The following is a 25,173-nucleotide window of genomic DNA, read 5'->3' as shown; positions in this document are numbered from 1 at the left end:
TATTAAACTAAAAAAAGAGGTTCACCTCTTTTTTAGTTTAATACTGGTATGGTATTTGCTGATAACTTGGGTATGGTGCTGGATATGGCGCTGGATATGTTACCGGGTACGGCGCTGGATAATAGCCTCCACTTGTTGCACCGGTTAATGCACCTGCTGTAAGCCCGCCTAACACGCCTCCTGCAAAACTTCCAGGGAAAAATCCGCCACCCCAAGAGCCACCTCCCCAGCCCCATCCACCACCGTGATGATGATGATGATGATGATGATCATAATGATTGTGTCCACCATGATGATTATGTCCGCCGTGATTATGGTGCCCTCCATGATGATTACGATAATACAAACCGTTATGTTCTATATAGTTCATTTTCCCCTCTCCTTTTCAATTTCCTCACCTTAATAGGTGTTGTATGAATAATATGGATCTTGTTGATAACCTGTATAGTAAGAATAATCCTGGTAATACGGATAACTATATCCCCCATAACCAAAACCAGGGCTTAGTAATGCACCTGCTACAAATCCAGGAAAGAAACCTCCGCCAAAAAACGGCGAGTGTCCAAAAACACCCTGGAAGCCTCCATGCCCAAAACCACCGCCGTGACCAAATCCTCCGATTGGACGACCATACATTGTATTCATCCCCCTTTTCTATATAAAGACGTAATAAGATACTGTATGTAGGACAAATGCGGAAAGTATAGGGAAATACCTATATTTTGTAAAAAATAAAAAACACTTTATAATAAAGATGTCACATTACATCTCTTATTTAAAAAGTCTATATTCAAGGAAGATTAGAGGAATTATATAAAAATGAAGAAACCTATCGTTCAATTATTATTAGTATTTACAATTGTATCTATCGTTCTCTTACTTTTAGATATATCGGCTATCTCGCTATATACATTTGTTGGTGCCCTATGGTCTATTACAATCGTAGGGATTTCATTTGTTATTTTTATCGAAAATAGGTCTCCCCAAAGTACATTAGCTTGGTTTTTAGTATTAGCGCTTCTACCGATTGTCGGTGTACTTTTATACTCTATTTTCGGTCGTAGCCGCTGGAGAAGAAAAAAGCATCTCCATCGCTCAGAAGAACAAAGAAAATTATTCCGTGAAATTTTAGAAGGAAGAAGACTAGAATTATCACTCACAGTCCCATTACATGAACGTTCCTTACATTTAACAGAAGTCGTGCAAAAATTTGGAGGCGGTCCTGCCGCAGATAGAACAACTACACAACTTTTAACAAACGGAGATCAAACATTCTCAGAGATTTTGCAAGCTATCGAGCAGGCAAAACATCACATACATATTCAATACTATATTTATAAATCTGATGAGATTGGTACAAAAGTTCGAGATGCGTTAATAAAAAAAGCTAAAGCTGGTGTTATTGTACGCTTCCTTTATGATGGACTTGGAAGTAATACTTTAAGAAGACGATTTTTACAACCTATGAAAGAATCTGGTATTGAAATTGTAGAATTTGACCCTATTTTTTCAGCTTGGTTACTTGAAACAGTCAATTATCGTAACCATCGTAAAATCGTCATTGTGGATGGAGAAATTGGTTTTACTGGCGGGCTCAACGTCGGTGACGAATATCTTGGCCGTTCAAAAAAATTCCCAGTTTGGCGTGACAGTCATTTAAAAATAGAAGGAAAAGCGTTATATAAATTACAAGCAATCTTCCTAGAAGACTGGCTCTATGCTTCTAGCGGGTTGAATACTTATTCTTGGGAGCAATTTATGAATAGAGAATACTTCCCAGGTAAAGAAATTTTGAATGCAGACGGTGCTGTACAAATTGTAGCGAGCGGACCAAGTTCAGATGATAAAAGTATTCGTAATACATTACTAGCTGTTATGGGATCTGCCAAAAAATCTATTTGGATCGCTACACCATACTTTATTCCAGACCAAGAAACTTTAACATTATTACGCTTAAGTGCGATTTCCGGCATAGATGTACGCATTTTATACCCAGGTAAAAGTGATAGCATCATTAGCGATCAAGCATCGCAATCCTATTTCACTCCACTTTTAAAAGCTGGTGCTTCCATCTACAGTTATAAAGATGGTTTTATGCACGCAAAAATTGTACTCGTAGATGATAAAGTCGCGACAATTGGAACAGCAAATATGGATGTACGCAGCTTTGAATTAAATTATGAAATTATTGGTGTTCTTTATGAGTCAGAAACTGTTCATGATATTAAACGTGATTTTGAAGAAGACTTTAAGCATTCCACTGAAATTAAATGGAACGCTTTCCAAAAAAGAAGTATAAAAAAACGAATATTAGAGTCTTTCATGCGACTCATTTCTCCTTTACTATAAGCAATCAGTGTACTATTGATTGCTTTTTCTTTTATATTTGTCCCTCTCCTTTTCTTTGCATACCATATTAAAACAAGTTATCATAAGATGTATTGCTTTATGAAAATAATGTTAGGTGGGAAATACATGTTAGAACAATTTCATATACATGCTGATTTAAAACAGCAGCTTTCTACAATTCACGAAAAGAATAAACAAAAAGCTGGTGAAAATGCACATTTAATCGGTACAAAAATATATAAAGCGTCTGATAACAGTATTATTGAAGACGCTATTACAGCTCTTCTTCTTGGAAAAAACATTCTATTAAAAGGACCGACTGGTAGTGGGAAAACAGTACTAGCGGAAACTCTTTCTTCTTTATTCCAAAAACCAATGCATAGCATTAACTGTTCTGTTGACCTAGATGTAGAAGGTATTTTAGGATACAACACATTGCACACAAAAGATGGCGCATCTGAAGTTACCTTCGTTAACGGCCCTCTTATGAAAGCAATGCAGAACGGTCATTTCCTATATATTGATGAAATCAATATGGCAAAACCTGAAACGTTGCCACTTCTTCACGGTGCATTAGATTACCGTAAAATGATTACAAATCCTTTTACACAAGAAGTCGTATACGGTGATGACGAGTATCGTGTAATCGCTGCGATAAATGAAGGCTACGTTGGGACAAGCGAACTGAACGAAGCATTAAAAAACCGTTTCGTTATTATTGAAGTTCCTTACATCCAAGGCGACACATTAAAAGAATTATTATTAGCAGAATCAAAATTAAAAGACACTGCAACAATTGAAAAGTTCGTTGCATTTGCAAGCGACCTTATGCCTTTAGCTCACGATGGACGTGTAAGTGAAGAAGCAGCAAGTATCCGTGGTATTATCGACGCATGTGATTTAGGTGTATATATTCCTGTTATGCGCGCTATTGAAAGAAGCATTATTGCAAAATTAAATGATGAAACAGAACAAATGACTGTCCGTGAATTAGCAGAAAGTTATTTCTTTGAGGGATAATTCATGAGACAAATTTTTAGTGACAAAAAAATTGATGCGTCGCTTTTTCTACAAATGGAAAACTTAATGTATGCCCTTCTAAAGGAAGACGATGCCTATCTTGAATATGGCTATAAAGCATACTACGACGAAATTGAAAAGAAAGTTGTCATTAGTCACTTTTGGGATGATCGAAAAGAAGAAGATACAGTAATCGGATTAAAAAGCGAAGTGTTCTTAAAAGCACTTGGTAATAAACATTACTCGGACATGACTTTAATTCGTTCTTATGCGATTGAATTACAAGAATCGCCCCTAAAAAAGTTTTTAACACAATTATTTGTTCTATTAGAAGATTTACGCGTTGAGGAAATCGTAAAAAGCTTACGCCCTGGCACAAAGCATATTTTTAGACGCCGAAAAGAAATGTACCGCAATTACTTCGGCTCACAAAATGAAATAAACCGTGTTCGTAACTATCATGGTGATCGTCTATTTTGTCTCTGTTACCTTTCATTAACGAGCGATAAATATGAAATGTTTAATAATGAATATTTCGAGCACATTGAAACTATTTTGCATGAAACATTCCAAGCACGTAATACAGAAGATATTATGTATATCGTTGAGAAAATTCGCTATCGCTTAGAGGAGCTTCTTGAAAGTGATATGCTTAACAACTATTTCGGTCATGCACCGCTTTATTTATCTGTCATTGCAGACGAAAAAAACTGCCGCGTCGAAGATTTAGCAAATGATGATACGCAGCTCATAGATGACGATGAAAATAAAAACAAAATGGATGAAAGCTTCTCAACATGGCACCGTGAAAATAAAAACAATGAAAACGAGAACTTTTTACGCTTTGAATTAGAAAGCGGAACAAAGACAAATATGATGGGTGATACTGCTCGTGAATCGGAAGATGGCGATCAAGCCTTAGGTTCCGTACAAGGTACTTCTCAAAAAAGTACACAATCTAACTTTGATGGTGCTGACACAGAAGAAGCAAGAGCTTCACACGCTTCTAGCCAAAACGACGGTGCATACGGTAAGTATAACACTGGCGCTTCTCATACATTTAAAGAAGCACGTAAACCAAATCCTGACGAGAAAAAAGATTACCAAGCTATCAAATCAGTCGTTAATAAAGATGTAAAAGAATTAAAGAAAATTATCGAAAAAACAATTGAAAATAAAACAAACGCAAACAGTGATAAATATTATGGAAGACTTCGTAAGAAATTCCTTCGTATTTATACTGAAAAGCAACCACGCATGTTTTATAAAAAAGGGCAAGAATCACAAGAGCTCGACGTTGCATTCCAATTACTAGTGGACTGCTCTGGTTCTATGTATAACAAAATGGAAGAAACGAAAAAAAGTGTTGTACTATTCCATGAGGCTTTAAAATCTTTAAAAATCCCGCACGCTATTAGTGGATTTTGGGAAGATGCTTCTAGTGCTAAACCTGAAGATAAACCGAACGTTATCCATGAAGTTGTAAATTACAAAAACTCAACGCTACCAAACGTTGGTCCAGAAATTATGCAACTTCGTGAAGAAGAAGATAATCGCGACGGATATATTATTCGTATCGTTTCTGAAAAGCTTGCGAAAAGACCAGAAAAGCATAAATTCTTACTTGTCTTCACAGACGGTGAGCCTTCCGCGCTCGACTATCAACAAGACGGTATTTTAGATACGCACGAAGCTGTCAAACTTGCTCGTAAAAGTGGTATGGAAGTAATCGGAATCTTCATCGAAGAAGGCGAAGCGAAAGAAGCAACGTATCAATTAATGAAGAACATTTATAACCATCACTTCTTAGTTGCAAATCACGCTGAAGATTTACGATTGAAGATTAAACCACTATTGAAAAAGTTATTACTGAAGACGATTGAATAGAAAAACAGGAGCCTTGCGCTCCTGTTTTTTTATTTTAATCACTTTGTTTCTGGCTGAAACTTGTATGGAATGGCTACTTTTAATAACGATTCGAATCCTCCATCGTAGAATGGGAATCGCTCATTTGCGATTTTTTTATCTACCCATTCAATTGCGGAAATTTCGCCTTCATCTTCTACACAAAACTCACCTGTTACTACTTTCGCTCGGAATGTAAAAAGTAGTGCATGATGGCCTTTTTTCTCAAAAAACTTCTCATTTAATGCAACAACTTCACCTGCCACAGCAGTTAAGCCTGTCTCTTCTTTCACTTCTCTTATTAGTGCTTCCTCTAATATTTCACCTTTTTCCACAGCCCCGCCTGGCAATGACCAAACATTTTGTTCTACATTATGTACCATTAATATTTTATCTATTTCTTCATTATGTATTAGTGCATATACAACATCAACTCTTTGCATGTTGCTTTTCTCCCTTCCTAAAATAATTAAGAGCCGATCCCTAAGAATCGACCCTTCCTATTAATTCATCACTAACTCAGCTGCGAGCTTTTTTTTTAACTTCGCTAGCATGTCAGTTGTCATTTTGTCTAAATCGTATTCTGCTTTAAAGCCCCACTCTTTCATTGCCGCTGTTGCATCAATAGAGTTTGGCCAGCTATCAGCGATTGTTTGACGAGCAGGATCTACAGCGTAATCCATTGTAAACGTCGGGATGTGTTTACGAATTGCTGCTGCGATTTGCTCTGGCTCAAAGCTCATTGCTGTAATATTAAATGCATTTCTATGCACTAACTTACTTGGATCAGCTTCCATTAATGAAATGATCGCTTGTAAAGCATCTGGCATATACATCATATCCATGTATGTTCCTTCTGCAATGTATGAGGTGTATGTGCCTTTTTTAATCGCCTCATAATAAATTTCAACTGCATAATCAGTTGTTCCGCCTCCTGGAGGAGCTACGTAAGAAATTAAACCAGGGAAACGTACACCGCGCGTATCAACGCCAAACTTTTGATGATAATAATCACATAGTAATTCTCCTGCTACTTTGTTTACCCCATACATCGTAGTAGGACGCTGAATTGTATCTTGTGGCGTATTATCTTTCGGCGTTGATGGACCGAATGCACCAATAGAACTTGGCGTGAAAAACTTACAGTTTAATTCACGAGCTGCTTCTAACGCATTTACAAGTCCGCCCATATTTAAATTCCATGCAAATAGCGGATTTTTTTCCGCCGTTGCTGAAAGTAAAGCTGCTAAATGAATAATTGTATCTACTTCATTACGCTTTGCGATATCATGTAGTTTTTGTCCATCTGTTACATCTAACGTTTCAAATGGACCAGACGTTACTACTTCACTATCTGTTTCACGAATATCTGTTGCAATAACATTTGATGCACCGTATACATCACGAAGTTTCATTACTAGTTCAGAACCAATTTGCCCTAAAGAACCGGTTACTAGAATTTTTTTCATTTTCCCCACTCCTCATTTGCAAGCTATTCAAAAGATGCCCTTACTTAAATGATGCCCATTTCTTTCCCTACTTTTTCATACTTACGAATTGCTTCATCTAACATTTCTTTCGTATGAGCTGCTGTAGGCATATTACGAACACGTCCCGTTCCTTTTGCTACAGTTGGGAACACGATAGATTTTGCATATACGCCCTCTTCATTTAGACGTTTACTAAATTCTTGTGTTAATACTTCGTCACCAATAATACAAGGTGTAATTGGCGTTTCACTTTCCCCTATGTTAAAGCCAAGTTCTTTTAATCCTTGCTTTAAATAGCGGCCATTTTCCCATAAACGATCGTGCAATTCTGTGCTTTCCATTAAGATCTCAATTGATCTCATGCAAGCTGCTGCATCAGCCGGTGTTAATGCTGTAGAGAATAAGAATGGACGTGAACGAACTTTTAACCAGTCAATTAAGTTTTGTTTCCCTGCTACATATCCACCAATTACCCCAATTGCTTTTGATAATGTACCAATTTGGAAATCAACTTTATCAGACAGACCGAAATGCTTTACAGTTCCCGCACCTTTTCCAAGTACACCTGAACCGTGTGCATCATCTACGTATGTCATTAAATCTAATTCTTCTGCAATCTCAACAATCTCTGGTAGTTTTGCAACATCTCCATCCATTGAGAAGACACCGTCTGTAATTACCATTAATTTATTGTAAAGACCTGATTCTTTCGCCGCAATTGCTTTTTGGCGTAAATCTTCCATATCAGAATGCTTATACACAATAATTTTTGCTTTTGATAGACGACTACCATCAATAATAGATGCGTGATTTAATTCATCTGAAAGAATCGCATCATTTTTGTCCATAACAGCTGAAATCGCTGCCATATTACAGTTGAATCCCGATTGATAAGCAATCGCTGCTTCTGTATGTTTAAACTTCGCAATTGTTTCTTCCAATTTAATATGCAAATCTAAAGTACCGTTAATTGTACGAACAGCTCCTGCTCCAACACCGTACTTATGAATAGCACCAATTGCTGCTTCTTGCAAACGGCTATCTGTCGCTAATCCAAGATAGTTGTTTGAAGATAAGTTAATATATTCTTTTCCGCCAATTGTAATAATCGGTCCATTTGAACTCTCAAGCGGATCAATTACGTTATAAAGCCCCTTTGATTTTAAATCCTCTAAATTTTCTTCTAAAAATTTCGCAAGTGTTTTACTAGACATCGTGAAGCCTCCCATCGTTCATGTAAGCGAATTATTGTCTTAATAGTTCTAATAATCCCTCTACTAGCTTAACACGTTTTCAGAATTTATTATAGAAAAATAGTTTAAAGTAACCGCTTACAACTTTAAATTATAAATGATTCATTACAAGAAATCTATCTTTTACTTTTCATATTTGATAGAATAAAAAAAATATTTAAGGGGGCTTCAATCATGGCATTTACTGAATCTGATGTATATAATAACGAAGCATTTTTTAAACAATATATGAAACGAAGATACCGAGAAAATAGCCCAAATGAGTCACTTGAAAAACCAGCCTTCTTTCAACTCATTGGTGATGTGAAAGGAAAACAAATCCTTGATTTAGGCTGCGGCGACGCTAAATTCGGTGAGGAGTTATTAGAAAAAGGCTGCCACTCTTACACTGGTATTGAAGGCTCCGAACTTATGTATGAAAAAGCTAAAAAACAACTAAAAAATAAAAATGGCACCGTCCATTTTTTAAACCTCAAAGACTACACATACCCTCCTGCTATTTTTGATTTAGTAACATCTAGACTCGCCTTACATTATATTGAACATCTTCCTATCATTTTTCAAAATGTGTACGAAACTTTAAAAACAAATGGGGCCTTTACTTTTAGCGTTCAACATCCTATTATTACCTCTTCATTTGAAAGCTTACAAACGAGCGGGAAAAGAACAAGCTGGCTCGTCGATGATTATTTTAAAATGGGAAAACGCGTTGAGCCTTGGATTGAGCAAGAAGTTATTAAATACCATCGTACAACGGAAGAGTATTTTACATTGTTACAACAAGCTGGTTTTACCATTACAAACCTAAAAGAAGCTACACCAAATAAAGCCTATTTCCAAAATGAAGAAGAGTACGAACGACGTTTACGAATTCCCCTCTTCCTCTTATTCTCTTGCCAAAAATAAAAAAGACGATGAACCCTCATCGTCTTTTTCATTATCTTATTGCTTGAGCAACCTCTTTACGTACGCGTCTTCCTTTTCCATGTGGGATACAAAGTGGCGTCCCAAATAATGGATCCGTACTGATTTGACACTCCATTCGGAATACATCACGTACTAGCTTCTCGTCTACCACTTCTTCAGGCTTACCTTGTGCATATATTTGTTTATCTTGAATTGCTACAATGTTATCTGCATAGCGACATGCTAAATTTAAGTCGTGTAATACCATAACAATTGTTCTTTGTTCTGTTTCATTTAATTCGAATAATAAATCTAGTACTTCAATTTGATGAGTCATATCTAAATATGTAGTTGGCTCATCCAGTAAAATAATATCTGTATCTTGTGCAAGCGTCATTGCAATCCAAGCACGTTGACGTTGCCCGCCTGAAAGAGCATGCACATCACGCTCAGCAAATTCTGTCATACCTGTTGCTGCGAGTGCTTTCTGTACCATTTCCTCATCTTTTTCTGACCATTGTTTCAGCCATGTTTGATACGGATAGCGCCCTTGTTTTACAAGTTGCAAGACTGTAAGTCCTTCTGGTGCTTGCGGCCCTTGCGGTAAAATCGCCATTTGACGAGCAATTTGCTTCGTTTGCATACTTTGAATTGCTTGATTATCTAACAAAATGTCACCAGTTGTCGGCTTTAATAATCTAGCTAGTGAACGTAATAAAGTTGATTTTCCACAACCATTAGAACCGATAAAGATTGTGATTTCCCCTTTTGGAATTTCTAAGTTCAGCTCATCAATAATAATTGTTTCACCATAAGACAACGTTAAGCGTTTCGTCTCCAATGCTTTTTGCATATTCATCTCCCTTTATGAATTCCGACTTTTATAAAGTAAATAAATAAAATAAGGTGCACCGATTGCTGATGTAAATACACCTGCAGGAATTTCAAGTGGTGTGAAAACTGTGCGCCCAATTAAATCTGCAGCAAGTACTAGAATTGCCCCGACAATTGCCGCAACTGGAAGCAATGCACCATAGAATGAACCAACTAATCTTCGTGAAATATGAGGTGCCATTAAACCGACAAATCCAATTCCTCCGGCAAAAGCAACTGCTCCACCAATTAATGCTGTACTAAGTAATAACATAAATACACGCGACTTCGTTAAAGGAACACCCAGTCCGACTGCTATATCATCCCCTAGCTCTTGTGCATTTAAATGTCTCGCAGCGATGAATGATATGGTCGTTAAAATGAGAACCCAAGGCGCGAGTATCATAACATTTTGCCATGAGGAGCCATAAACCGTACCTGTAATCCATACATTCGCTTGGCTAGCTTGATAAATTGGTGCTAGCAACATAAATAAAGTTGTTGCTGCTTTCGTTAATGCCCAAAAGCCAACACCAATTAAAACAAGGCTAATCGGTGATAATCCATCATTTTTCCATGCAAATAAATATACAAAAAACGCAACAATTGTTGCCCCAGCAAAAGCTGCTAGCGGCATATAATGAATGCTTACTGTTAGTGCATTGTTTTTATCACTAAATATAGCTAAAAAGAGTACAACTGCTACGCTTGCACCACCTGTAATTCCGATGATATCCGGAGAAGCAAGCGGGTTTCGAACGAGTCCTTGTAAAATACATCCTGCTACAGCAAGTGCAATTCCTACAAGGATGGCAATTAAAATACGCGGCATACGAAACTTATTTACAACCATATTTGACATTGCATCGCCATTTCCAGTAATCGCTTGCCATACATCATAAGGAGCAATTTTCATATCCCCCATGCCTGCACTCGCAAAAAATAATCCTATTAAAACAACTAGTAAACTCACTAAGACGATACAAGCTCGTTTATACATTAAAAACGAGAATCCGTCTTTTCCTATACGAAACGGGATATACTTCTTCATTTGCTAAGCCCTCTCTTACGTGCAATATAAATAAAGAATGGGGCCCCGATAAATGCTGTCATAACCCCTACTGGCACTTCTTGTGGCATAATAACATATCTTGCTGCTATATCGGCCAAGATAAGTAGTATTGCACCTAACAATCCGCTATAAGGTACCCTCCATCTATGGTCGACCCCAACAAGAAATCTGGCAAAATGAGGAGTAATAATTCCAATAAATCCAATTGGGCCAGCAACCGCAACTGAACCACCAGACAACAATACAATAATAAGTAACACGAATGATTTCATTAAAATTGTTCGCTGTCCAAGTCCTTTCGCGACGTCTTCCCCCATCATCAATGTATTTACTTTCCCTGCCATCATAATAGATGCAATCCAGCCTATTAATAAATATGGGAATACAGATTGTAAAATTTCTAACTTTCTTCCTTGCACAGATCCAGCAAGCCAAAATAATACTTCTTCAAGCGCCTTTTCATTTAACACAAGTAATCCTTGTGTTAATGATGAAAATAACGCACTAATTGCGACCCCTGCTAATGTTAACTTAAGAGGCGTTGTCCCTTCTTTTCCTAAAGAACTAGAAGCAAATACAAGTACAGCTGCAACTGCTGCCCCTAAAAAAGCAATCCACGTGAAAGCTGATAATGATGTCACGGAAAAAATAACAATTGCTACAACTATGAAGAAAGCAGCACCTGAATTTAATCCAATAAAATCTGGAGAAGCAAGCGGATTCTTCGTTAAAGTTTGCATAAGACAACCTGCAATGGCTAAACTAGCACCAACACTAGCTGCAATTAACGCCCTTGGAAGACGCACATTTTGAATAATAATATGTTCATTGGAACCATTAAAATGGAAAAAAGCATCTAACGCTAATTTCCAACTCGTATTTGTATATCCGAAAATAATACTTCCCCAAATACAAGTAATGACTGCAATGATCCCAACAAATAATCCAATCCATTTTGCTTGATTTGTTTTTAATAACATGCAGCGTTTCCCCTTCAATGTATAATGATACGTTGTAAGTGTATTTCAACTTAATTCTCATTGTCAACGGAAATGAGAATTATTTTCAACCGTATATATTGACAATCAAAAGATAAAGGCTTAATATCATGCTTGCTATTGAAAAAACTTCTCAGTATGTAGGGGGTACATAATGAAATTCATGCAAAAGAAATCGTTTACAGTATTTGTATTTTTACTAGCCTTTTCACTACTTTTAAGCGCTTGTGGAAAGTCAAATACGAAAGAAGAAACAAAAGAAAATACTAAAAAAGAAATGATTACTGTGGAACATGCTATGGGTAAAACAGAAGTTCCTGCTGATCCAAAACGTGTAGTCATTTTAACAAATGAAGGAACTGAAGCTTTACTGGAATTAGGTGTGAAACCCGTTGGGGCTGTAAAATCTTGGACTGGTGATCCTTGGTATCCACATATTAAAGATAAAATGAAAGATGTAAAAGTTGTTGGTGATGAAGGACAAGTAAATGTTGAAACAATCGCTTCTTTAAAACCAGACTTAATTATCGGGAACAAAATGCGCCACGAAAAAGTGTACGAGCAACTAAAAGCAATCGCACCTACCGTGTTCTCTGAAACATTACGTGGTGAATGGAAAGATAACTTCAAATTTTATGCAAAAGCATTGAATAAAGAAAAAGAAGGTCAAAAGGTTTTAACTGATTACGAAAAACGTACAAAAGACTTACAAGGAAAACTTGGTGATAAAGTTAATCAAGAAATCTCTATGGTTCGCTTCATGCCTGGTGATGTTCGTATTTATCACGGTGATACATTCTCTGGTGTTATTTTAAAAGAGCTTGGATTTAAACGTCCTGGAGATCAAAACAAAGATGATTTTGCAGAGCGTAACGTATCTAAAGAGCGTATTTCTGCAATGGATGGCGATGTATTATTCTATTTCACATTCGATAAAGGCAATGAGAAAAAAGGATCTGAACTAGAAAAAGAATATATCAATGATCCTCTATTTAAAAATTTAAATGCAGTGAAAAATGGTAAAGCATACAAAGTTGACGATGTTATTTGGAATACAGCTGGTGGTGTAATGGCTGCTAACTTACTATTAGATGATATCGAAAAACGATTTGTTAAATAATATGTTTCTAACCAGCTCCCCTTCTATGGAGCTGGTTATTTTCTATTTCACGTAAATGTCATATTATTTCGTTTTGTATTTTTATTCCCAATATGTTATATTAAAAAAGTAAATAAAATATATTTTCTCTATATCAGAATAAATATTTTAATCTAAATTTTCTGATTAATCATTATTTTATTTTCTTTTAGAATTCAATTATTACATTTGAAAACGCTTATTATATAGTTTTCAGGGAAAAATACAGTAACGGTTGAAGAAAAATAGAACTTTTTTAGAAATTTTCTTTCTATTTCCATATAATTCTATTGACTTCTAAATATTTTGTGAATTAAAATAATTACATAAATATCCGTTATACAGGATTAGGGGGAAACAAAAATGGATGCAGCTTTAAAATTAGAAAAAGCTGGGGAACAACAATCACCAAAAAAACATCCACCAGGATTATATTTGTTGTTCTTAACAGAAATGTGGGAAAGATTTAGTTATTATGGAATGCGTGGCCTTTTAGTTCTTTATTTAACAACAGCTGCCGTTAGTGGCGGATTAGGATTTGATAAGGCATTCGCAGTGCAATTATATGGTACTTTTACAGCGGCAGTATATTTCATGCCAATTATAGGCGGATGGCTAACTGATCATTATATTACGAGACGTCATGCCATTACTCTCGGCGGAATTATTATGGCGATTGGTAACTTTGTACTATTCTCCATGAATACAAAAACAGGACTATTCCTTGGATTAGTACTATTAGTTATTGGTAATGGATTCTTCAAACCAAATATTTCTACACTGTTAGGTGAATTGTATAACGAAAATGATTCACGTCGTGACAGTGCATTTACTATCTTCTATATGGGTATTAACGTAGGTGCTTTCTTCGCTCCACTTATTTGTGGATTTTTAGCAGAAGATTTCTTTAAAACAAGCGTTGATGGCGTTATGGTTATGGGATATAAATACGGATTCTTAGCAGCTTGTATCGGTATGATTATTGGACAAATTGTTTTCAACTTATTAGCTCCTCGCTACCTTGGTACAGCAGGAACAACAGTTGTTGGTAAAAAAACAAAAAATCAACCTGCAATCGAAAAGAAACCTTTAACAAAACAAGAAAAAAATCGCACTTGGGCAATTGTAATTTTAACTTGTTTCGTAGTATTCTTCTGGGCAGGCTTTGAACAAGCTGGTAGTTCTTTAACACTTTATACAGATAAATTTGTTGATCGTACAATTTTTGGATGGGAAGTTCCAACATCTTGGTTCCAATCCGTTAATCCAGCGTTCATCGTACTACTTGCACCATTCGTATCTATGCTATGGTTAAAACTTTCTAAATCAAAGCGTGGCGATTTAAAAATACCAACAAAAATGGCATTTGGTATGATTTTACTAGGTATAGGTTACCTTGTTTTAACATTAGCGGTTCTAAAAACTGGAAGTAGTGAAGCTGATATAACTGTTAAAGCAAACTTATTATTCATCGTTATCACTTATATGTTCCATACAATTGGCGAACTATTCTTATCACCAATCGGTCTATCAATGGTAAGTGCAATTGCACCTGTTAAATTAGCATCATTACTAATGGGTGTATGGTTAGCTGGTTCAGGTATGGCTAACTGGTTAGCTGGTAAACTTGCTTCCTTTACACAATCATTAGGCTATCTTGAAGTATTTGCAAGTATTGGTATTATCGTTATCGTCCTAGGATTTGTACTTCTTCTCTGCTCTAAAAAAGTTGCAAGTATGATGGAATAACAAATAAAAAAGACGCTTCTAAAATTAGAAGCGTCTTTTCTATTACTTCTCTTCTAAAGCCGTCACGTCCACGTGAACGCTTTCTCCTGGATTAGATACATCATACACTTGAGCAATCCCTCTCTGCTCATCACAACTCTCAATCCATACTGGTACACCCTCATATGTAACATCAACTCTACTTGAAGAAGATAAGATTTGTTGTACACGTTTTACGTCCATTCTGTTATCCCTCCTTTTACTTACTACACTCCTTTCTATCTTTTCTTTTCCCTTTAGAATATATTCGATAAAGCAGTATGTTGATGAATAGTCTTTTCTTCCAAATAAAAAAAGACGTATATTCCACACGTCTTTTTCCATAATATTCAAATTTTAAGAAAATAATGTTTTCACTACTTCACTTACTTTATCATTATGAATTTGATAATACACTTCTAATCCTCGTCTTTCAAAGCGTACTACTTTATTTTGCTTTAATTTCGTTAAATGTTGTGAAACCGTTGATTGTGGGATTTCTAATACTTCCTGCAATTGCGTTACATTACAAGTTCCACGTTGCATTAATTCCATTACTAGGCGTAGACGTAATGGATGCGCTAACGCTCTTAACATTTGTACATCTTCTTCTGAAATATGACATTCAAATTGATTTTGGCTCATAAAGTTCCCCTCGTTTTCGTTTTCGTTTTTATTTTCTTTTTATTTATTTATATATCTGTTCTTATATTTCCTGTTACGACATAACTTTATCAACCTAGAACGCTGAAAATTTTTTCCACTTTCATCAACAAAGAGTTCAGGAAAAATCCCTGCTGATTTTGAATATTATACTATATGATATAACGAAAAAGCAAAACAAAGGGCTATGAATACTTTGCTTACAAATGTTGTTTTATCAGGCTTTTTGTTATATTTTCACTTCATTGAAACGTATAGTAACGATATTGTAAAATACCGTCTATAATTGATAACCTTTCGTAAAGTGATTGAACCATACTTAACCTTTTTGTTACGATAAAAGGTATTTTCAGTAAAAAATGATAGCGTAATAAAAAAAAATAAATACTTGTTATTTCAATTAGTATTGTAATCAATTGATTGATTGCTGTTCAAAACTTCCTATTAAATACATACACCTCTCCTGTTAGATCAAACAGATACGTGCCATCTATCCAATTATAAAGTGAAGCTTTAATCAGTGTGGGTTTTGTCTACTTTATGAACAAAATGTTACTTTTAACACTATTATGGAATAATTATACTTTTTTACGTTGACAATAGTGTTGAAGGAGAATATACTAAGCATGTAAGTTGATTGTGAATAGTTTCACAAATAATGTGAATTTCTTCACATATAAATAGATAGGAGTTGTCATTATTATGAGTACTTGGACACAAATTTATGACCCATTAAACAACATTTGGTTATCTGCACTAATCGCAGCACTTCCAATTTTCTGTTTCATCATTTGTTTAATGGGACTCAAAATGAAAAGTTACATCGCTGGGCTTTATAGTGTGATTGTCGCTATTATTCTTGCTATATTTGTTTATAAAATGCCAGCAACAGTAGCTGTAGCATCTGCCGGATTCGGTATTTTATCTGGGTTTTATCCAATTTGTACTATCGTTATCGCAGCAATTTTCCTTTATAAATTAACTGTTAAAACAGAGCAATTCAATGTCATTCGTGATAGTATTTCAAGCATTACAAATGATCAACGTTTACAAGTATTATTAATCGCTTATTCTTTCGGTGCTTTCTTAGAAGGTGCAGCTGGTCTAGGGGTTCCAGTTGCTATCACAGCTGCCTTACTTGTAGGTATGGGCTTTAATCCATTAAAAGCAGCAGGTATTTGTTTAGTAGCTAACATCGCTGGTGGCGCAATGGGTGCTATGGGTATTCCAGTTACAGTACCAGCACAATTAACTGAACTTGATGCATTAACTATTGGTCGTCAAACTGTTCTTATTTTACCTTTCATTAGCATTATTTTACCTTTCTTACTTGTTTCAATGGTCGATGGAATTAAAGGTATTAAAGAAACTTGGCAAGGTATTCTTGTAAGTGGTGTTTCTTTCGCAATCACTCAGTTCCTTGTAACTTACTTCTTAGGTGCAGAACTTACTAATATTTTCGCAGCAGTTGTAAGTATGGTTGCTCTTGCTTTATTCTTACGTGTTTGGCAACCAAAATCTTCTGCTAAAGAAGAAAAACAGGAAGAAAAAGAATCTCATACATTCAATCAAATTTTATATGCTTGGTCTCCATTCGTATTCTTAACTGCATTCGTAACAGTCTTTAATTTAAAACCGATTAAAGCTTTATTTGCTCCGGATGGTGCACTAGCAAACTTAGTATTTAACATTCAGTTCCCTGGTCTTCATAATATGGTTATGAAAACTACACCTATTACAAAAGCAGATACACCTTTCGCAGCGATTTTCAAATTCGATGTATTCTCTTCTACAACTACTGCGATCGTACTAGCAATTATCGTTTCACTTATCGTTTACCGTGTAAAAGGTAAGATGGTTAAAGAATTAATGATCGAAACAATAAAAGAATTAAAAGCTCCAGTATATACAATTTGTAGTGTTATCGCTTTAGCTTACGTAGAGAACTACTCTGGTATGTCATCTACACTTGGACTTGCATTCTCTTCTACTGGTAATGCGTTCCCAGTTCTTTCTCCAATCTTAGGATGGATTGGCGTATTCATTACAGGTTCAGTAGTATCAAGTGGTTCATTATTCGCACCACTGCAAGCAGTAACTGCAGACCAGTTAAACATCGTTCCTTCTACACTCGTTGCCTTAAACGTAGTAGGTGGTACAATGGCAAAAATGGTTTCACCACAATCTGTAGCAGTTGCTTGTGCAGCAGTTGGACTAGTTGGTAAAGAATCTGCTCTATTTAAAACAGCAATGAAATATAGCTTAATTTTCTTAGCTGTTATTAGCTTACTTCAATTAAACGCTGTATTTAATATCTTTTAAAAATAAAACACCGATCCAAATGGATCGGTGTTTTTCGTATTACATTTTCTTATTCTTTAATAAAGAAGCTCCAGCAATTTCAGGATGCGTCATTTCGAATGGATCTAAAATAATATCCAATTCTTCTTCTGTCAGTACACCATGTTCTAAACATAACTCCCTAACAGATTTTCCTGTTTCAATTGCTTCACGCGCAATGCGAGATGCTGCTTCATAACCAATATGAGGGTTAACTGCCGTAATAATTCCAACACTTTTCTCAACATATTGCTTCAGCAATTCTTCATTAGCTGTAATTCCTTTAATACAATATTCACGGAATACACGGAATCCATTATTCATAATACTGATAGATTGAATTAAATTAAATACAAGTACAGGCTCCATTACGTTTAACTCTAATTGTCCTGCTTCTGACGCTAAGCAAATTGTATGATCATTTCCAATTACTTGGAAAGCAACTTGGTTAATTACTTCTGCCATAACCGGATTTACTTTCCCTGGCATAATTGATGAACCTGGTTGACGAGCTGGTAATTGAATTTCAGCTAATCCAACACGTGGTCCAGACGCCATAATGCGAAGATCATTTGCAATTTTAGACATATTCATCATACATACTTTTAGCGCTGCAGATACTTCTGTATATGCATCTGTATTTTGCGTTGCATCAACTAAATGCTCTGCACCAACAAGTGGGAATCCACTAAACACTCGTAAGTGTTTAACTACTTGTTCAATATACATAGGATTTGCATTTAATCCAGTCCCAACAGCTGTCGCCCCCATATTTACTTCATATAGATGTTGACGAGACTGTTTAATTCTTTTTATATCACGCTCAAGTACGCGGCTATATGCTTCAAACTCTTGTCCAAGGCGAATCGGAACTGCATCTTGTAAATGCGTACGCCCCATTTTAATGACATGATCAAACTCTTTTGCTTTTTCACGGAAAGCAGAATGAAGTTCTTCCATTGTAATAAGAAGTTCTTCTAACATCATAAGAGTTGCAATATGAATCCCCGTTGGAAATGCATCATTTGTTGATTGAGCCATGTTCACATGAGTGTTTGGGCTAATTTTCGCATACTCACCTTTTTCGTATCCCATACGTTCTAGTGCTCTATTAGCAATTACTTCATTCGTATTCATATTAATGGAAGTCCCCGCCCCGCCCTGAATCGGGTCTACGATAAATTGATCGTGGAACTTTCCATCAACAATTTCTTGTGCTGCTTCTGCAATTTCGTGTCCAATATCTTTAGATAAGTAACCCGTATCCATATTCGCAAGTGCCGCCGCTTTTTTCACAATCGCCATTGCTGTAATGAGTGACGGATGAATACGATATCCTGTAATTGGGAAGTTTTCCACGGCGCGTAATGTTTGTACACCATAATAAGCTACACTCGGTACTTCCTTCTCACCTAAAAAGTCTTTTTCGATACGTATATCCTTCGTTGCTATCATTTTCATCACCTATACTTTTCATTCTAAATCCTTATCTAAAAAATTCGCTCTCTAAATATACGAGTATCACTCAGAAGAATTTTTCAGTATCCACCTTCACTATATAGTACCTATTTTGAAAGCGCAAACATTTATTTTTCTATATATCCTTTTTATTAAAGTTTATAGAAATTCATTCTTCTACTTTCTTTATTTCCACTCGCTTAATTTGATGCATATCCTTTTCAAGGACTTTAAAATAAAAACCGTGTTTCTCAATAACATCCCCTTCAGCAACGATTTGTTTTTGTACCATAATCCAACCACCAATTGTATCTACATCATCAGCGATTAAGTGTATGCCCAATAAATCATTTACTTCGCTAATAAGCACTTTTCCCTCTACAATCTTACACCCTTCACTAATATGTTCTATCGGTGGGTGTTCATCTTCATCATATTCATCTCGGATTTCTCCAACAATTTCTTCTAAAATATCTTCTAACGTAACAATCCCTGCTGTACCACCATATTCATCATATAATACAGCTAATGGAATGTGTCTTCTTTGCATTTGTAATAGCAAATCATGAATAGGTATATTTTCCAACACTTCAATAACTGGACGTGTATATGGTGTAATTGAGCATTCCTCATCTTGATTGCCATCCATATAACGAATAAACAAATCCTTTACATTAACCATTCCAACAATTTCATCTTTATCTTCGCCAAATACAGGATATCTCGTGTACTTTTCTTGTGCGATTACTTTAATATGTGTTTCAAACGGTTCATCTTCATATAAGCCTACAACTTCCGTACGAGGCACCATAATTTCCTTTGCAACCCTATTATCAAATTCAAAAATGTTATTTACGTATTTGAATTCTCGTTGATTAATCTCACCACTCTCATAACTTTCAGATAAGATTAATCTAAGTTCTTCCTCTGAATGAGCTACTTCGTGTTCAGAGGCCGGATGCAAACCAAATAACCCTGTTACAAGCCTTGCTGAACCATTTAAAGCCCAAATAAATGGATACATAACTCGGTAAAAATAAATAAGTGGCTTTGATAATAATAAGCTAACCTGCTCTGCTTTTTGTATAGCAAACGTCTTCGGAGCAAGTTCGCCAATGACAACATGTAAAAATGTAATTACTGCAAAGGCAATAATAAACGAAACTGTACTGGAAACTGTAGGAGATAAATGTAATTTTAAAAATAACGGCTCGAGTAGATGTTTAATGGTTGGCTCCCCTAACCACCCGAGCCCTAAAGCAGTAATTGTAATCCCTAACTGACATGCTGATAAATACTCATCTAAATTTGAAGTTACTTTTTTCGCCGCTAATGCTCCTCGTTTTTTTTCACTGACGAGTTGATCAATACGACTACTACGCACCTTAATAATTGCAAACTCAACAGCCACAAAAAAGGCTGTTAACCCAATAAGAATGGCTACCATCAATAATTTTAAAATATCCACATATGTTCTTTAGCTTTCTTAGCTAAAGTTACACCTCCTTTTAAAAAGAAGTTTCACTTTAGTTTCTTCATTTATTTGAAAGCAACCCTATATAAAATTCACCAATTTTCAGCTCTCATACAATTCTAAAGGCAAGCCATCAGGGTCTTGGAAAAAGACGAATTTTTTATCCGTGATTTCATCAATACGTATCGCTTCAGTCTCCACGCCGCATTGCTTTAAATGGTTTACAGCTTCCTCTATATTTGTAACAGCAAATGCTAAATGTCTAAGCCCAGCTGCTTCTGGAAAACTTGGTCGCCCAGGAGGAGTTGGAAATGAAAATAACTCGATTTGATACTCTTCTCCCACACATAAATCTAACTTATAAGAGTCTCGTTCCTTTCTATATACTTCATTTAATGCTTTAAAGCCTAATATTCTAGTGTAAAAATCCTTTGATACCTCATAATTCGAACAAATAATTGCAACATGATGTACTCTACATATATTCATGGTCTCTCGATTCCTTTCTTTACCAAAGATGCATATTCTCCCTTGAAATGAAAAACATATATAGCAGAATATTTCTTTTAGGGGGCTTATTATGAAATTTATTACTTTTTTCGTCGGACTGATTGTTGTTTTCTTACTCGCTTATATTGCTAGCAATAATAAGAAACACATTAAATTTAAACCAATTTTTATCATGCTTATTATACAGTTAATTTTAACCTATTTATTATTAAATACAGAAATCGGTCTCATACTTATTAGAATCATTTCCAGTCTATTTACAAAGCTACTCGATTACGCTGCTGATGGTATAAACTTCGTATTTGGTGGTCTTGCAAATAAAGGTGAAATGCCATTTTTCCTCACTGTATTATTACCAATTGTCTTTATCTCTGTCTTAATTGGTATATTACAACACTTTAAAATACTACCATTTTTCATTCGTTGGATTGGTTACTTTCTGAGTAAAATAAATGGTCTTGGGAAGTTAGAATCTTACAACGCTATCGCCTCTGCCATTGTCGGCCAATCAGAAGTTTTTATTACGGTTAAAAAACAATTAGCTCAAATTCCAAAGCACCGTCTTTATACACTTTGCGCCTCTGCTATGTCAACAGTATCTATGTCTATCGTAGGTGCCTATATGACAATGATTGAACCTAAATATGTAGTAACCGCACTCGTTCTTAATTTATTTAGTGGCTTTATTATCGTACTCATCATTAATCCTTACGACGTAAAAGATGACGAAGATATTTTGGAAATAAAGGGTGAAAAGCAAAGTTTTTTTGAAATGCTTGGAGAATACATTCTTGATGGTTTTCGTGTAGCCATTGTCGTTGGTGCTATGCTCATCGGATTCGTCGCATTAATGAGTTGTATTAACGACCTATTCCTCATTATATTCGGCATTACTTTCCAACAATTAATCGGTTATGTATTTGCTCCTGTTGCATTCCTGATTGGTGTACCAAGTTCTGAGATTGTCACCGCTGGTAGCATTATGGCCACGAAACTTGTAACAAATGAATTTGTAGCCATGATAGATCTTAGTAAAATTTCCAATAGCCTTTCTCCCCGCACAGTTGGTATAATTTCCGTCTTCCTCGTTTCTTTTGCCAATTTCTCTTCCATTGGAATTATTTCAGGTGCGGTAAAAGGATTAAACGAAGAACAAGGGAACGTCGTTGCACGATTTGGTTTAAAATTACTATATGGAGCTACTCTCGTTAGTATTTTATCTGCGATTATCGTAAGCATTATGCTGTAATTAGGTAAAATTTTATCATTTTCTTATCCCTATCTTTTGTATACAATAACGAATAGATGTCTTATAAATAATCAAGACGTCTATTTTTTATACATGTACAATCGCTTTTATTTAGCGTACAATATTTTTTATGTGTTTGAATACGCTTTTAGATGTATACACTTTGATAGTTTTAAAGGAGAAAAAATGATGAAATCCGACATGAACAAAGATACACGAGCCAAAAAAGGACGCTCAAAGAAAAAACGCCTACTTTGGCTCCTTCTTATTCCGTTGCTAATTGTAGCACTGGGAGCAGGAGGCTACTCCTTCCATATATACAGTAAAGCAAAATCTGTTTTAAGTAATGCTTATGCTGAACTAGGTCGCGGAGATAAATCCAGCAAACGTGAAAAAGCTGTTAAACCTATGACTGATAACATTTCTGTACTTATTATGGGTGTAGATGAAAGTGATATTAGGGAAAAAAATTATGGGAAAGCAACTCGTACAGATGCATTGTTACTTGCAACAATTAACAAAAGCGATAAATCCGTTAAACTTGTCAGCATTCCACGTGACTCACGTGTTTACATTAAATCGCGTGATAAATATGATAAAATTACACACGCACATGTATTCGGTGGTGTAGATAGCACAATTGATACAGTAGAGAATTTTTTAGATGTTCCAGTTGACTACTATGTAAAATTCAACTTTACATCCTTTATTAAAATTGTCGATTCCCTTGGTGGTATTACTGTCGACGTACCAGTTGAGTTCACAGAACAAAATAGTAAAGACGAAGCAGATGCAATTCATCTAAAAAAAGGACGTCAACATTTAAATGGAGAAGAAGCCCTTGCATTAGCTAGAACTCGTCATATCGATAGTGATTATATGCGCGGTCAACGACAACAGCTTGTTTTAGAAGCAATTGCTGAAAAAGCACTATCCCTTAATTCAATTAATAAAATTGGCGGCCTACTAGATGCTGTCGACAAAGACTTAAAAACAAATTTAACTTTTGATGATATGATGGCAATTGCCAAAAATTCAATGGATTCAAATTTAAAAATGGACAAATTACAAGTAGAAGGTACTGATAAATATATAGATGGTATTTATTATTACGTTCCTAACGAAAAAAGCGTCAATGATATATCGACAACCCTTCAAGAACATCTCGGTGTTACGAATAAAAATGAGCATAAAAAATTATAATAAAAAGGCTGCTAGATCTTTCTAGACAGCCTTTTTATTATAATTTTCAACATATTTTTCACGCATATTGTGACAAAAAGAGACAATTATTACAACAGTGTAACGTTTTTTATAAAAACATTACACACATAGTGAAAATAATAGTATACTAGGACATACATACTGTTATTTTCATCATTTTTATACAAAAAATGTAATACATATATTTATACCAATTTTTCTGGGGGGAAATAAATGAAGAAAAGTAAAATACTAATCGGTTCCGCTATCGCGGGTGGCATATTACTTTGTGTAGGTGGTATTAGTGGATATCAATATGTATCCACATTAAATAACCAATTAAATACTACCGCATTACCAAACACTACATTTGAAGGTATTTCTCTTGATGGAAAAAATAAAACAGATATTCAAGCTATTATTAGTAAAAAGGTGAATGAATTAGATCAAAAATCCCTTAACTACGTATCCCAAGATACTAAACAAACATATATATGGAAAGAATTAGGTGTGGAATATAACGAAAAAGAAATTGTCGACACTATTTTTAAAGAACAAGAAGGCAATATGATTAATCGCTATAAAATGCGTAAAGAAGCTGAGAATGGCGAATTAAAACGAGACTATAAATTAACATCGAAATTAAATACAACCACTTACGAGAGCTTTATAAAGGATAAATATAATGAAACATTAAAAAATCCTGTTAATGCAGAATTAAATGTTGAAGGCTCTACTGTAAATATTAGCCAAAGTCAAAATGGAGAAAAAATTGATAAAGGAACATTAACTGATTTAACGAAGAAAGCCATTACTGCTGGTACATCAGACGTTACATTACCAGTTACACTCATAAAACCTGAACGCTCTACAGAAGATATACAAAAAATGGGGATTAAAGAAGTAATCGCTGAATACTCGACTCCAATGGCTGGTCGTAATGGCAATCAATCCTTTAACGTAAATAAGTCAGCTAATACTTTAAGTGGCGTTATTGTAGCACCTGATGAAACATTTAGTTTTAATGGCCGTGTTGGCGTAACGGATGCTGCACATGGTTATAAATCCGCAGCAGTATTTTCAGAAGGTAAAGTTATACAAAGTGCAGGCGGAGGCGTTTGCCAAGTTAGTAGTACTTTATATAGCGCCGCTTTAAGGGCAGATTTAGGAATTGTTTCTCGAAGCAATCATTCCATGCCCGTAAATTATTTACCACTTGGGCAAGATGCAGCAGTGGCAGATTATGGTCCGGATTTAAAATTTAAAAACAATACAGGCAATCATATTTATATTCAAGCATTTTCAAATGGAGGTAGTATTACTACTCGTATTTTCGGCACAAATACTGGTAAAAATGTTGAAGTTTCTTCTCAAGTAATTAGTAGAGCTAATGACAAAATAACAGCGGTAACGTATAAAAAAGTAACACAAAACGGTGAGGTAATCTCAAATGGACAAATTTCAAAAAGCGTATATAAAAGCGCTCCAAAACAATGAGATGCTAA

Annotated in this window: 23 protein-coding genes; 10 read left to right on the top strand and 13 right to left on the bottom strand. The window is 35.4% G+C overall.

What is annotated here, in order from left to right; all coding sequences use genetic code 11:
* Positions 1-37: 37 nt before the first annotated feature.
* Both BAQ48_RS04990 and BAQ48_RS04985 read right to left on the bottom strand, forming a co-directional pair.
* Positions 38-370 (bottom strand): cobalt transporter, encoded by a 333-nt coding sequence (locus BAQ48_RS04990; protein ID WP_071710213.1) that lies wholly within the window; start codon positions 368-370, stop codon positions 38-40.
* A 29-nt stretch (positions 371-399) separates the two neighbouring features.
* Positions 400-636, bottom strand: a complete 237-nt coding sequence (locus tag BAQ48_RS04985) for a hypothetical protein (protein ID WP_071710212.1) — start codon at positions 634-636, stop codon at positions 400-402.
* A 183-nt stretch (positions 637-819) separates the two neighbouring features.
* Here BAQ48_RS04985 and BAQ48_RS04980 point away from each other — a divergent pair, with 183 nt between their 5' ends.
* The 3 genes from BAQ48_RS04980 (at position 820) to BAQ48_RS04970 (ending at position 5,256) form a co-directional block, all read left to right on the top strand.
* The gene (locus BAQ48_RS04980; protein ID WP_071710211.1) at positions 820-2,349 is read left to right on the top strand and encodes a cardiolipin synthase; all 1,530 of its coding nucleotides are present in this window, start codon (positions 820-822) and stop codon (positions 2,347-2,349) included.
* Between the two features lie 126 nt (positions 2,350-2,475).
* A complete protein-coding gene (locus BAQ48_RS04975) occupies positions 2,476-3,369 on the top strand; it encodes an ATP-binding protein (protein ID WP_071710210.1) in 894 nt (297 codons plus the stop codon).
* Between the two features lie 3 nt (positions 3,370-3,372).
* Entirely contained in the window at positions 3,373-5,256 is a 1,884-nt protein-coding gene (locus tag BAQ48_RS04970) for a vWA domain-containing protein (protein ID WP_071710209.1), read from the top strand.
* Between the two features lie 38 nt (positions 5,257-5,294).
* Here the strand turns inward: BAQ48_RS04970 and BAQ48_RS04965 are convergent, their stop codons facing one another.
* From BAQ48_RS04965 to BAQ48_RS04955, 3 genes are read right to left on the bottom strand one after another with little or no spacing between them, the layout of a single operon-like run.
* Positions 5,295-5,717, bottom strand: coding sequence for an NUDIX hydrolase (locus tag BAQ48_RS04965; RefSeq protein ID WP_071710208.1), 423 nt, complete (start codon positions 5,715-5,717; stop codon positions 5,295-5,297).
* A 60-nt stretch (positions 5,718-5,777) separates the two neighbouring features.
* The gene (locus BAQ48_RS04960) at positions 5,778-6,743 is read right to left on the bottom strand and encodes an L-threonine 3-dehydrogenase (protein ID WP_071710207.1); all 966 of its coding nucleotides are present in this window, start codon (positions 6,741-6,743) and stop codon (positions 5,778-5,780) included.
* Between the two features lie 44 nt (positions 6,744-6,787).
* Positions 6,788-7,978: a glycine C-acetyltransferase gene (locus BAQ48_RS04955; RefSeq protein ID WP_000095906.1), complete on the bottom strand. Its 1,191-nt coding sequence runs from the start codon at positions 7,976-7,978 to the stop codon at positions 6,788-6,790.
* 213 nt (positions 7,979-8,191) lie between these two features.
* Between BAQ48_RS04955 and BAQ48_RS04950 the strand changes: the two genes are divergently transcribed.
* Positions 8,192-8,923, top strand: coding sequence for a class I SAM-dependent DNA methyltransferase (locus BAQ48_RS04950; protein WP_071710206.1), 732 nt, complete (start codon positions 8,192-8,194; stop codon positions 8,921-8,923).
* Between the two features lie 31 nt (positions 8,924-8,954).
* Here the strand turns inward: BAQ48_RS04950 and BAQ48_RS04945 are convergent, their stop codons facing one another.
* Genes BAQ48_RS04945 through BAQ48_RS04935 form a run of 3 tightly spaced genes read right to left on the bottom strand, consistent with a single transcriptional unit; the run spans position 8,955 to position 11,848 of the window.
* On the bottom strand, positions 8,955-9,776 hold the full coding sequence (locus BAQ48_RS04945) for an ABC transporter ATP-binding protein (protein ID WP_046951909.1): 822 nt from the start codon (positions 9,774-9,776) through the stop codon (positions 8,955-8,957).
* 12 nt (positions 9,777-9,788) lie between these two features.
* A complete protein-coding gene (locus BAQ48_RS04940) occupies positions 9,789-10,847 on the bottom strand; it encodes a FecCD family ABC transporter permease (protein ID WP_071710205.1) in 1,059 nt (352 codons plus the stop codon).
* Complete coding sequence (locus tag BAQ48_RS04935) at positions 10,844-11,848, bottom strand: FecCD family ABC transporter permease (protein ID WP_000925207.1); 1,005 nt, start codon at positions 11,846-11,848, stop codon at positions 10,844-10,846. Before BAQ48_RS04935 ends, BAQ48_RS04940 begins: the two co-directional genes overlap by 4 nt.
* Before the next feature lie 172 nt (positions 11,849-12,020).
* Here BAQ48_RS04935 and BAQ48_RS04930 point away from each other — a divergent pair, with 172 nt between their 5' ends.
* Positions 12,021-12,986, top strand: a complete 966-nt coding sequence (locus BAQ48_RS04930; RefSeq protein ID WP_071710204.1) for an ABC transporter substrate-binding protein — start codon at positions 12,021-12,023, stop codon at positions 12,984-12,986.
* Positions 12,987-13,367: 381 nt separating this feature from the next.
* Positions 13,368-14,753 carry a peptide MFS transporter gene (locus BAQ48_RS04925; RefSeq protein WP_000338332.1) on the top strand — a complete coding sequence of 462 codons (1,386 nt, stop codon included), beginning with the start codon at positions 13,368-13,370 and terminating at the stop codon, positions 14,751-14,753.
* A gap of 42 nt (positions 14,754-14,795) precedes the next feature.
* Here BAQ48_RS04925 and BAQ48_RS04920 read toward each other — a convergent pair whose 3' ends face one another.
* Positions 14,796-14,975 carry an acid-soluble spore protein H gene (locus tag BAQ48_RS04920; RefSeq protein WP_071710203.1) on the bottom strand — a complete coding sequence of 60 codons (180 nt, stop codon included), beginning with the start codon at positions 14,973-14,975 and terminating at the stop codon, positions 14,796-14,798.
* A gap of 153 nt (positions 14,976-15,128) precedes the next feature.
* A complete protein-coding gene (locus BAQ48_RS04915; RefSeq protein ID WP_000081427.1) occupies positions 15,129-15,416 on the bottom strand; it encodes an ArsR/SmtB family transcription factor in 288 nt (95 codons plus the stop codon).
* Between the two features lie 720 nt (positions 15,417-16,136).
* Between BAQ48_RS04915 and BAQ48_RS04905 the strand changes: the two genes are divergently transcribed.
* Positions 16,137-17,756 (top strand): lactate permease LctP family transporter, encoded by a 1,620-nt coding sequence (locus BAQ48_RS04905; protein ID WP_071710201.1) that lies wholly within the window; start codon positions 16,137-16,139, stop codon positions 17,754-17,756.
* A gap of 39 nt (positions 17,757-17,795) precedes the next feature.
* On the opposite strand, the gene aspA is transcribed toward BAQ48_RS04905, so the two are convergent.
* The 3 genes from aspA to gloA2 form a co-directional block, all read right to left on the bottom strand.
* On the bottom strand, positions 17,796-19,229 hold the full coding sequence (gene aspA, locus BAQ48_RS04900; RefSeq protein WP_071710200.1) for an aspartate ammonia-lyase: 1,434 nt from the start codon (positions 19,227-19,229) through the stop codon (positions 17,796-17,798).
* Positions 19,230-19,401: 172 nt separating this feature from the next.
* Positions 19,402-20,700, bottom strand: a complete 1,299-nt coding sequence (locus BAQ48_RS04895) for a hemolysin family protein (RefSeq protein WP_071710199.1) — start codon at positions 20,698-20,700, stop codon at positions 19,402-19,404.
* Between the two features lie 108 nt (positions 20,701-20,808).
* Positions 20,809-21,195: an SMU1112c/YaeR family gloxylase I-like metalloprotein gene (gene gloA2, locus BAQ48_RS04890; RefSeq protein ID WP_071710198.1), complete on the bottom strand. Its 387-nt coding sequence runs from the start codon at positions 21,193-21,195 to the stop codon at positions 20,809-20,811.
* 91 nt (positions 21,196-21,286) lie between these two features.
* Here gloA2 and BAQ48_RS04885 point away from each other — a divergent pair, with 91 nt between their 5' ends.
* The 3 genes from BAQ48_RS04885 to BAQ48_RS04875 all read left to right on the top strand — a co-directional run bounded on the left by BAQ48_RS04885 (position 21,287) and on the right by BAQ48_RS04875 (position 25,165).
* The gene (locus tag BAQ48_RS04885; RefSeq protein ID WP_071710197.1) at positions 21,287-22,465 is read left to right on the top strand and encodes a NupC/NupG family nucleoside CNT transporter; all 1,179 of its coding nucleotides are present in this window, start codon (positions 21,287-21,289) and stop codon (positions 22,463-22,465) included.
* Positions 22,466-22,651: 186 nt separating this feature from the next.
* Positions 22,652-23,668, top strand: coding sequence for an LCP family protein (locus BAQ48_RS04880; RefSeq protein ID WP_071710196.1), 1,017 nt, complete (start codon positions 22,652-22,654; stop codon positions 23,666-23,668).
* Between the two features lie 234 nt (positions 23,669-23,902).
* Positions 23,903-25,165: a VanW family protein gene (locus tag BAQ48_RS04875; RefSeq protein WP_071710195.1), complete on the top strand. Its 1,263-nt coding sequence runs from the start codon at positions 23,903-23,905 to the stop codon at positions 25,163-25,165.
* Positions 25,166-25,173: the final 8 nt, after the last annotated feature.

The sequence above is a fragment of the Bacillus luti genome (assembly GCF_001884105.1).
Classification (GTDB): domain Bacteria; phylum Bacillota; class Bacilli; order Bacillales; family Bacillaceae_G; genus Bacillus_A; species Bacillus_A luti.
Note: the sequence above shows the minus strand (reverse complement) of the source record. Positions and strands in the feature narration are given on the sequence as shown.